Origin of the sequence: Motilibacter deserti (genome assembly GCF_011250635.1) — a bacterium.
GTDB lineage: Bacteria > Actinomycetota > Actinomycetes > Motilibacterales > Motilibacteraceae > Motilibacter_A > Motilibacter_A deserti.
Window position 1 is genome coordinate 1 of record NZ_JAANNP010000060.1, and the last position, 11,311, is coordinate 11,311.

At 77.1% G+C, this 11,311-nt stretch carries 1 protein-coding gene; it reads right to left on the reverse strand.

All coding sequences use genetic code 11. The features are described 5' to 3' along the window. Positions 1 to 11,311: non-ribosomal peptide synthetase (locus G9H71_RS18815; RefSeq protein ID WP_166284330.1), on the reverse strand; the 11,311-nt coding region annotated here is incomplete at both ends.

Here is an 11,311-nt window from a genome sequence, read left to right on the forward strand (position 1 = left end):
CCTCCTCCTCCGCGCCGAGCCGGGGAGCGAGCTCCGCGACCGTGGGCGCGTCGAACAGCGCCCGGATCGCGAGGTCGACCCCGAAGGCGGCCCGCACCCGGCTGATGAGCCGGGTCGCGAGCAGCGAGTGGCCGCCGAGGTCGAAGAACCCGTCGTCCACGCCCACCGACGCGACGCCGAGGACCTCCGCGAACAGCTCGCAGAGCACGCGCTCCCGCCCCGTACGCGGCGCCCGGGACGTGGCGGCGCCGGTCACGGCGGGCGCCGGCAGGGCCGCCCGGTCGAGCTTGCCGTTCGGGCTGAGCGGCAGCGCCTGCACGGCGACGACCGCTCCCGGGACCATGTGCTGCGGCAGCCGGGCCGCGGCGTGCCGGCGCAGCTCGTCGGCCGCGGTCGCCGGCACGCCGGGGCGGTGCACGACGTACCCGACGAGGCGCTGGTCCCCGGGCCGGTCCTCGCGGACGACGGCGGCGGCCTGCGCGACGTCGGGGTGCGACGCCAGCGCCGCGCCGACCTCGCCGAGCTCGATGCGGAACCCGCGCAGCTTGACCTGGTCGTCGGCCCGGCGGACGAACACGAGCTGGCCGTCGGCGTTCCACCGCGCGACGTCGCCGGTGCGGTACATCCGCGAGCCTGCGGGGCCGAACGGGTCGGCGACGAACCGGGACGCCGTGAGCCCGCGCCGGTCCAGGTAGCCGCGGGCGAGGCCGCTGCCCGCGACGTACAGCTCCCCGGGGCAGCCGGGCGGGACGAGCCGCAGCGTGTCGTCGAGCAGGTAGAGCCGGGTGTTCTGCAGCGGGCCGCCGATGGGCAGCGGGCCGGGCGGGAGCGGCTGGCCCGGCGCGACGCGGTACTGCGTGCAGTTCACGGTCGTCTCGGTCGGGCCGTACATGTTGAGGACCGCCGCGCCCGGGTGCTCGGCCCGCCACCGGTCGACCGGCTCCGCGCGCAGCACCTCCCCGCCCAGCAGCAGCTCGCACGTCGGGGAGAGCTCGCCCGGCAGCTCCGCGAGCATCGGCAGGTGGCTCGGCGTCGCCTTGAGGAAGGTCACCGGGCGCCGGTGCACCGCGTCCAGCGTCGCCGGCTCGGCGTCCAGGCCGCCCACGTGCACCGTGCCGCCCACGACGAGCGGCACGAACATCGCACTGACCGTGAGGTCGAACGACACCGGCGAGTGCAGCAGCGCGGCGCCGCGCGGCCCTTCGTACGCGTCGGCCGCGAAGAGCACGTAGTCCGTGAGCGAGCGGTGCTCGATGACCACGCCCTTCGGCCGGCCCGTCGACCCCGAGGTGTAGATGACGTACGCCGGGTTGCCCATGCGCAGCGGCGCGCCGCGCTCGGCGTCCGTGACCGGCCCGGCCGCCGCGGCGGCGACCTGCGCAGCGGTACGGTGGCAGTCCAGGTGGACCTGCGGCACGGCGGCCGCGGGCAGCGCGGCGGCGAGCTCCGACGTCGTGACGAGGAGCGCCGGCGCGGTGTCCTCGAGCATCATCGAGATGCGCTCGGCGGGGTAGTCCGGGTCGACCGGGACGTACGCCGCCCCGGCCTTGAGGACCGCCAGCAGCGTCGTGACGAGCTCCGGGGAGCGGGGCAGCGCCACGGCGACGAACCGCTCGGGGCCGGCGCCGTGGGCGACGAGGTGGCGGGCGAGCCGGTCCGCCGCGGCGTCCAGCTGCGCGTACGTCACCTCCACCCGGTCACCCCGGTCCCCGAGCAGTGCCCCGCACAGGGCGCCGGTGAGCGCGACGGCGTCCGGCGCCTGCGCGGCGCGGTCGGCGACGAGCCCGGGGAGGGGCACGGCCGGCACGTCGCGCACGCACCCGACGCCCTGGGCGAGCAGGCGCCCGGCTTCGCCGTCCTCGAGCAGGTCGAGCGAGCTCAGCGGGGCGTCCGGCGCGTCGGCGGCCGCGGCGAGCAGCCGGCGCAGCCGCCCGGCGAGGGCGACACAGGTCGCGCGGTCGAACAGGTCGGTCCGGAAGCGCAGCGACCCCGTCAGGCCCTCCGGGTCGCCGGCCTCCCCGAGCCGCTCGCCGAGGTGGAGCGAGAGGTCGAACTTCGAGGCGGCCGCCGCGATCGGCAGCTCCTCGACCGCGAGCCCCGGAAGGTCGGCGGCCGTGCGCGCGCCGTCGGTGTGGAAGGCCAGCGCCACCTGGAAGAGCGGGTGCCGGGAGGCCGAGCGCGGCGGGTTGAGCACCTCGACGAGCCGCTCGAACGGCACGTCGCGGTGCTCGAAGGCGGGCAGGTCCGCCGCGCGCACCCGGGCCAGCAGCTCGGCGAACGTCGGGTCGCCGGAGGTGTCGGTCCGCAGCACGAGGGTGTTGACGAAGAACCCGACGAGGTCCTCCAGCGCCTCGTCCTCGCGGCCGGCGATCGGGGTGCCGACCGGGATGTCGGTGCCGGCGCCGTGCCGGGTGAGCAGGGCGGCGAGCGCGGCCTGCACCACCATGAACATGGTCACCTGGCGCTCGTGCGCGAGGTGGGCGAGCGCAGCGTGCAGGCCCGCGTCGAGCACGACCGGGACGCTGTCGCCCGCGGGCGTCGCGTCCGCTGAGCGCTCCCGGTCGGCGGGCAGCTCCAGCTGCTCCGGAAGCCCGCGCAGCGCCTCCCGCCAGTACGCCAGCTGCCGGGCGGCCGGGGACTCGGGGTCCTCGTCGCTGCCCAGGGCCGCGCGCTGCCAGAGCGCGTAGTCGGCGTACTGCACCGGCAGCGGGGCGAAGGCCGGCGCCTCGCCCGCTGCCCGCGCGGCGTACGCGGCGGCGAGGTCGCGGGCGAGCGGCGCTGCGGAGCCCACGTCGCTGACGATGTGGTGCAGCACGAGGACGAGCACGTGCTCGTCCGGCCCGACGCTGAGCAGCCGCGCGCGGATGGGCAGGTCGTGCGTGAGGTCGAAGCCGGCGGCGGCCGCCTCGGCGACAGCGGCGTCGAGCTCCGCCCGGGCGACGTCCGTGACGGGCATCGCCAGCCGGGCCGCCTCGACCGGCAGGACGTGCTGGCGCGGCTGCCCGTCCGCGGCCGGGAAGACCGTGCGCAGGCTCTCGTGGCGTACGAGCAGGTCGTCGAGCGCGGCGGCCAGCGCGGAGCGGTCCAGGGCCCCGGTCAGCGCCAGCGCGAGCGGCACGTTGTACGCCCCGCTCGGCGCGTCGAACCGGTTGAGGAACCACAGCCGCTGCTGGGCCGGCGAGAGCGGCACGACGTCGGGCCGCGGCTGCCGGCGCAGCGCCGGCCGGTCGCGGCGCGCCCCGCCGAGCCGGGCCGCGAGCCCGGCGACGGTGGGGGCCTCGAACACCGTGCGGATCGAGAGGCTGGTGCCGAACACCGTGCGCACCCGGTTGAGCAGCCGGGTCGCGAGCAGCGAGTGGCCGCCCACGTCGAAGAAGCTCGTGTCGGCGCCGACGCCGCCGACCCCGAGGACCTCCTCGAAGATGCTGCACAGCAGCTGCTCGTCGACCGTGCGGGGAGCGCGGCCCTCGGGCGCGGCGATCTGCGGGCGCGGCAGGGCGGCCTTGTCGACCTTGCCGTTGCGGGTGAGCGGCAGCCGGTCCATCGGGACCACGGCGGCCGGGACCATCGCCTCCGGCAGCGTCGAGGCGACGGCCGCGCGGACGTCGGCAGCGTCGCCGCCGCCCACGACGTACCCGATCAGCCGCTTGTTGCCCGCCGGGTCGACGTCCACGGCCACGGCCGCGTCGGTCACGCCGGGGACCGACAGCAGCCCGGCGGCGACCTCGCCGAGCTCGATGCGCTGGCCGCGGATCTTCACCTGCTCGTCGCGGCGCCCGAGGAACTCCAGCTGCCCGTCGAAGCGGTAGCGGACGCGGTCGCCGGTGCGGTACATCCGCTCGCCCGGCTGCTCGGCGAAGGGGTCGGGCACGAACGCCGCCGCCGTCCGCGCGGCGTCCCCGAGGTAGCCCCGGCCGACGCCGACGCCGGCCACGCAGAGCTCGCCCGGCACGCCCACCGGCACCGGCGCCAGCTGCTCGTCGAGGACGTACAACCGGAAGTTGCGGACGGCGCGGCCGATCGGCACCCGCTGCTCCACGATCTCGGCGGTGTCCGCGCCGGCGCGCAGGACGGCGTGGGTCACGTCGTCCGAGCACTCGGTCGGCCCGTAGGCGTTGACGAGCGCGATCTCGGGGAACCGCGCGTGCCACCGGGCGCGGAGCACCGCGGGCAGCGCCTCGCCGGTGACGACGAGCCAACGCAGGGCGGCGAGGTCGGGCACCCGCGCTCCGGCGTCCCAGGCGTCCATCGCGCTGCGCAGCAGCGACGGGACGACCTCGAGCACGGTGACGTGCTCGGCCGCGACCCGGCCGAACAGCGCGTCGGGGTCCAGCGCCGTCTCGTCGTCGACGACGCGGACGCGGCCGCCCACCATGAGCGGGGCCAGCAGCTGCCAGACCGAGACGTCGAAGGTCAGGGGCGCGTTCGCGACCAGCGTGTCCGCGACGGTGAGCCCGAGGTCCTCGACCTTGGCCAGCAGGTGGTTCTGCATGCCGCGGCGGTGGACCATCGCCCCCTTGGGGCGCCCGGTCGAGCCCGACGTGAAGATCACGTACGCCAGGTCGTCGGGGTGGCCGACGGGCGCGCGCAGGGCCTGTGTCACGGGCGCGGCCTCCTCGAGCGGGAGGACGAGCGCGCCCGTCCCGGCCAGCTCGGCCAGCTCGCCGGCCTCCGCGCACCGGGCGGGCTCGGCCAGCACGACCCGTGCGCCGCAGTCGGCGAGCAGCCGGGCGTTGCGCGCTCGCGGGGCGCGGGGGTCCAGCGGGACGTACGCCGCCCCCGCGCCGAGCACGCCGAGCAGCGCGGTCACGGTGCGGGCCGAGCGGTCGCCGAGCACGGCGACCACGGACTCGCGCGGGATGCCGGAGTCAAGAAGGGCCGCGGAGACCGCGCCCGCCCGCGCCGCGAGCGTGGCGTAGTCGACCGTGCCCCGGTCGTCGAGGAGCGCGACGTCGTGCGGCCGGCGGGCGGCGGTGGCGCGCACCCGGGCGAGCACGTCGTCGCCCGGGTCGGGCCGGGCCGTGTCGTTCCAGCGCGCGAGCGCGGCCTCCTCGTCGGCCTCCGCGAGCGGCAGCACCGCGAGCGGGACGTCGGGGGCGTCGACGGCGGACTCGCAGAGGCGGACGAGCCGGGCGGCGAGCGCGGCGGCGGTCTCGGGGTCGAAGAGGTCGCCGTCGTAGTCGAGCCGCCCCGCGATGCCCGCGGGCGCCCCGGACGCGTCGGTGTGCTCGGTGAAGTCGAGCGAGAGGTCGAACTGCGCGGCGTGCGCGCCGACCGGCTCGACGACCGCGCGCACGCCCGGCAGCTCGAGCGCCGCGGCCGTGTTGTTCTGCAGCACGAGCATGACCTGGAACAGCGGGTTCCGGGTGAGGCTGCGGGCGGGGTTGAGCACCTCGACGAGCCGCTCGAACGGCAGGTCCTGGTGGGCGTACGCCGCGAGGTCGGCCTCGCGGGTGCGGCGGACCAGCTCGCGCAGGCTCGGCTCGCCGGACGTGTCGGTGCGCAGCACGAGCGTGTTGACGAAGAACCCGACGAGCTCGTCGAGGGCGTCGTCCGTGCGGCCGGCGATCGGGCTGCCCACCGGGATGTCGGTGCCGGCGCCGTGCCGGGTGAGCAGCGCCCCCAACGCGGACTGCAGCACCATGAACAGGCTCGCCTGCTCCTCGCGCGCCAGCTCGGTCAGCCGGGCGTGCAGGGCGGCGGGCAGCTCGAACCGCAGCGTCCCGCCGGGGCGGGAGGGGACGGCGGGCCGCGGCCGGTCGGCCGGCAGCTCCAGCTCCTCGGCCAGGCCCGCGAGCGCAGCCCGCCAGAACCGGACCTGCTCGGACAGCGTGCTGGCCGGGTCGTCCTCCTCGCCGAGGACACGGCCCTGCCAGAGCGTGTAGTCGGCGTACTGGACCGGCAGCGGCTCCCAGTCGGGCGACTCGCCGTGCTGGCGGGCGGCGTAGGCGGTCGACAGGTCGCGCGAGAGCGGCGCCATCGACCAGCCGTCGGCGGCGATGTGGTGCAGCACGATCGCGAGGACGTGCTCGTCCGGGCCGAGCTCGAAGAGCCGCGCGCGCAGCGGCAGGTCCGTCCGCAGGTCGAACCCGGCGCCGACGTCCGCCTGCATCGTCGGGAACAGGTCCGCCTCGCTGATCGCCGTGATCGGCAGCGCGGGCCGCGCGGCCTCGGCGTCGAGCACGAGCTGGTACGGCGCGCCGTCCACCTCGGGGTAGACCGTGCGCAGGCTCTCGTGCCGCGCCACGACGTCGGCCAGGGCCTCCGTCAGTGCGGCGGGGTCGAGCCGGCCGTGCAGGCGCAGCGCGACCGGGATCTTGTACGGCGTGGCCGCGCCCTCGAGCTGGTTGAGGAACCACAGCCGACGCTGCGCGTGCGAGAGCGGCACGTGCTCCGGGCGGTCCTGCGGGCGCAGCGGCTCCCGCGCGGCGCCGGCAGCGGCGATCGCGTCGGCCAGGCCGGCGACGGTCGGCGCCTCGAACAGCGCGCGGATCGCCAGCTCGACGGCGAAGGTCGAGCGGACCCGGCTGACCAGACGCGTCGCGAGCAGCGAGTGCCCGCCGAGGGCGAAGAAGTCGTCGTCGATGCCCACCTCGGGCAGGCCGAGCACGTCGGCGAAGAGCCCGGCGAGCTGGGTCTCGCGGACGGTGCGCGGCGCGCGCCGGGTCGCGGTGGAGGTGAGCGCCGGGGCGGGCAGCGCCCGCCGGTCGACCTTGCCGTTCGGGGTCAGCGGCAGCGCGTCGAGCACGACGACCGCCGACGGGACCATGTACTCCGGCAGCTCCTGCGCGCAGGCCGCGCGCAGCGTCGCCGGAAGGGCGTCGGCGGCGGCGGGGCCGGCGGCGATAGCGGGATCGGCGGCGGGGTCGACGGCGGCGACGACGTACCCGACGAGCCGCTTGTCGCCCGGCCGGTCCTCGCGGACGACGACCGTCGCGGTGGCGACGCCGGGCTGGGCGGCGAGGACGGACTCGATCTCGCCGAGCTCGATGCGGAAGCCGCGCAGCTTGACCTGGTCGTCGGCGCGGCCGACGAACTCCAGCGCGCCGTCCTCCCGCCAGCGGGCGAGGTCGCCGCTGCGATACATCCGGGCCCCGTCGCCGGCGAAGGGGTCGGCGACGAAGCGGCCGGCCGTGAGGCCCGGGCGCTCGTGGTAGCCCTGGGCCAGGCCCGCCCCGGCGATGTAGAGCTCGCCGACGGCCCCCAGCGGTGCGAGCCGCAGCCCCCCGTCGAGGACGTAGAGCCGCATGTCGTCGAGGGCGCGCCCGATGGGGACGACGTCCGGCACGGCCTGCGCGCCCTGCATCGGGTACGTCGTGGCGAACGTCGTCGTCTCCGTCGGGCCGTAGCCGTCGGTGACGACGAGGCCGGGCGCCGCCTGCATGACCCGTCGTACGGAGGCCGCGGGCACCACGTCGCCGCCGGTCCACACCTGCGCCACGCCCGCGAAGCACTCCGGCGAGTGGTCGGCGAGCAGCCGGAACAGCCCGGCCGTGAGCCAGAGCGCGCTGATCCGGCCGGAGCGGACCAGGCCGGACAGCTCGCGGGCGCCGAGGTCCCCGGGGGGCGCGGCGACCACGGTGCCGCCGCGCAGCAGCGGGACCCAGAGCTCGTACGTGGAGGCGTCGAAAGCGGTCGGGGAGTGCAGCAGGACGCGGTCGTGCGCCGCGTCGGCGAAGGCGCTGTCGTCGGCCAGCGCGAGGACGGCGTCGTGGGGGACCGCGACGCCCTTCGGGCGGCCCGTCGAGCCCGAGGTGTACATCACGTACGCCAACTGCTCGGGGTGGACGGCGACGCCGGGGCGCGTCGTGGGGGCCACCGCGAGGCCGGCGTCGGAGTCGACGTCGACGACGGTGGCCGAGTGCTCGAAGCGGGTCTGCAGCCCGGCGGTGTCAGCGAGCAGCACGCGGGCGCCGGTGTCCTCGACGACGAGCTGCAGCCGGGCGGCCGGCGAGCGCGGGTCGAGCGGGACGTACGCCGCCCCCGCCTTGAGCACGCCGAGCAGCGACGCGACGAGCGCCGCCCCGCGCTGCTGCAGGACCGCCACCCGGTCGCCGGGCGCGACGCCGAGCGCGCGCAGCCGGTGCGCGACCGCGTTGGCGCGGGCGTCGAGCTGGCGGTACGTGAGGGTCGCGCCCGGTGTGTCCGGGCCGGGCGTCCGGGGGCCGGGGATCTCGACCTGCGCGGGCACGACGGCGACGGCGTCCGGCGTGCGGGCGGCCTGCTCCTCGAACCGCGCGCAGACCGAGCCGGCGCCGTTGGACACCCGCGGACGGCCCGCGAACGCCTCGAGCAGCCGGTCGCGCTCGCCGGGCGCGAGCGCGTCGATCGCGCCCAGCCGCTGCGTCAGGCCGCCGGAGCCGGCAGAGCCGCCGGTGTCGGCAGCGCCGGTCGCGACGGCCGCGAGCAAGGCGGCCAGCCGGTCGGCGATGCGTTCGACCGCCGGCAGCGCCAGGGCGGCCGGGTGGGAGTTGAGCTGCAGCGTGAGCCGCTCGCCGGGCAGGGCCACGAGCGTCAGCGGGTAGTGCGTCGCGTCCGCGGCACCGAAGCCCGTGACGGTGACGCCCGTGCCCGGCAGCGCCAGGGCGGTGGCGTCGAGCGGGTAGTTCTCGAAGGCCGTGAGCGTGTCGAAGAGCTCGCCGCCGGCCGGCCCCGCGATCTCGCTGAGCGGGACGTGCTGGTGGGCGGAGGCGAGCGACGCGGTGTCCTGGACGCGCCGGAGCAGGTCCAGCACGGTCTCGCTGCGCTCGAGCCGCACGCGCACCGGCACGGTGTTGATGAACAGCCCGACCATCGTCTCGACGCCGTCGATGTCGGCGGGCCGGCCCGACACGGTCGTGCCGAAGACGACGTCCTCGCGGCCGGTCATCGCTGCCAGCAGCAGCGCCCAGCAGCCCTGGACGACGGTGGCGAGGGTCAGGCCGGCCTGCCGCGCGGCCGACGAGAGTGCGGCGGTCAGGGCGGCGGGCAGCTCGACCGTGACCGCCTCCGGCAGCGCGGGGCGGCGGCCGGGGTCGGCGGGCGCGAGCAGCGTGGGCTCGTCGACCCCGTCGAGCAGCGTGCGCCACACCGCCTCCGATGCCTGCCGGTCCTGGCGCGCGAGCCAGGACAGGTACGTCCGGAACGGCGTCGGCGCGGGCAGCGTCGCCTCGGCGGCGGGGTCGGCGTACAGCGTGAAGAGCTCGCGGGCGAGCAGCGGCGCGGACCAGCCGTCGAGCAGGATGTGGTGGTTCGTGAAGAGCAGCCGGTACGCGTCGTCCGCCAGCCGGATCAGCGTGAAGCGCAGCAGCGGGGGCTGCGAGACGTCGAAGCGGCGCTCGCGGTCCTCGGCCTGCAGCCGCTCGAGCTCGTCCGCCACGTCGGCGCAGCCGCGCAGGTCGTGCTCGGCCCACGGGACGTCGACGGAGTGCGGGACGACCTGCACCGGCGCGCTGTCACCTCCGGGCCAGAACGCCGCCCGCAGGTTCGGGTGCCTGCGCAGCACGGCGTCGGCCGCTGCGCGCAGTGCCGCCGCGTCGACGGCGCCGGCGAGGTCGAAGGAGAGCTGCACGACGTAGACGTCGCGGTCCTCGTCGTCGAAGAGGGCGTGGAAGAGCAGGCCCTCCTGCAGCGGGGACAGCGGCAGCAGGTCCGCGGGGCGCGGGTGGACGTGCTCGACGGCGTCGATCTCGCGCTGGGTGAGCCCGGTGAGCGCGACGTCGGAGGGGGTGAGGCCGCCGGCGACGGGGGTGGACCCGTGGCGGGCGACCGCGGCGAGCGCGTCGAGGTAGTCCTGCGCGAGCTCGGCGACGTCGGACTCGTCGAGGGCGGCGCCGGGCCAGGACCAGGTGACGGAGAGCTCGGGGCCGCCGGGGCCCTCGGGGCCGTTCTGGGCGAGCGCCGTGACCTCGAGCAGGTGCGGCACCGGCGCGTCCGGGTCCGCGCCGCCACCGAGCGGGACGCTCTCCGGGGCCGGCGACCACGCGGTCGGGGCGGCCACGTCCGGCGCGGCGAAGCGCCCGAGGTAGTTGAACCCGATCTGGGGCGTGGGGAGCGCGGCGAGCAGCGGCGCGGTCTGGGCGTTGAGGTGGCGCAGCAGGCCGTATCCGACGCCCTCTCCGGGCACCGCCCGCAGCGCCTCCTTGACGGCCTTGACGGCGGCGCCGGCCGAGCGGCCGCCCGCGAAGGCGTCCTCGAGGTCGACGTCGCCGGCGTCGACGCGCACCGGGTACATCGTCGTGAACCAGCCGACCGTCCGCGAGAGGTCCGCGCCGGTGCCGAGGTCGACCCGGCCGTGGCCCTCGAGGTCGAGCAGCACGTCGCGCTGCCCACCGGGCGTACGCCGGCCGCGCCACCGCGCGACCGCGAGCGCCAGCGCGGCGAGCAGCACGTCGTTGACCGAGCCGTGGAAGGCGGCCGGCACCGTGGTCAACAGCGGCCCGGCGTGCTCCGCGGGCAGGGTGGTGGTGACCTGCCGGGCACTCGCGACCGTGTCGCGGGCCGGGTCGAGCGGCCGGTCGCCCAGCGGGGCGTCCGGCGCACGCAGCACGGCCTGCCAGTGCTCGACCTCGGCGAGCCGGTCCGGGTCGTTCGCGGCGGCGGCGAGCTGCTGTGCCCAGCCGCGCAGCGACGTGCCGACCGGGTCGAGCTCGGGCGTCGACCCGGCGGCGGCGGCCGCGACGGCGGCGGCGAGGTCCGGGACGAGGATGCGCCACGACACGCCGTCGACCGCGAGGTGGTGGACGACGAGCAGCAGCCGGCCGAGGGCGTCCGGCCCGGCGTCGAGCCACACCGCCTGGAGCACGGTCGCCTGCTCGGGCCGGAGCCGGGCCTGGGCCGCGGCGGCCTGCTCGGCGACGGCCTGCTCGATCTCGGCGCTCGGAAGGCCCGCGATGGCGACCCGGGTGACGAGCGGCCCGGCCTCGACCCCGCCGCGCGGCAGGACCTCGAGGCCCCACGCCGCCGCGGTCCGGCGCAGCCGCAGCCGCAGCGCGTCGTGCTGGTCGAGGAGGGCCTGCACCGCCGTGGTGAGGGTGGGCAGGGAGAGGCCCGCGGGAGCGTGCAGCAGCACCGACTGGTGGAAGCCGTCGGGGTCGCCCTCCCACTCGCGCAGCCAGTGCATGATCGGCAGCAGGGGCAGCGGGCCGGTCCCGTCGTCCGTGGCCGCGGTGCGGGCGGTGGCCGGATCGCGGGCCAGGTCGCGGGCGACGACCGCCAGCGCGGCGACCGTCTTGTGCTCGAAGACGTCGCGCGGGGTGAGGACGAGCCCTGCCTTGCGGGCGCGGCTGACGAGCTGGATCGAGACGATGCTGTCGCCGCCGAGGTCGAAGAA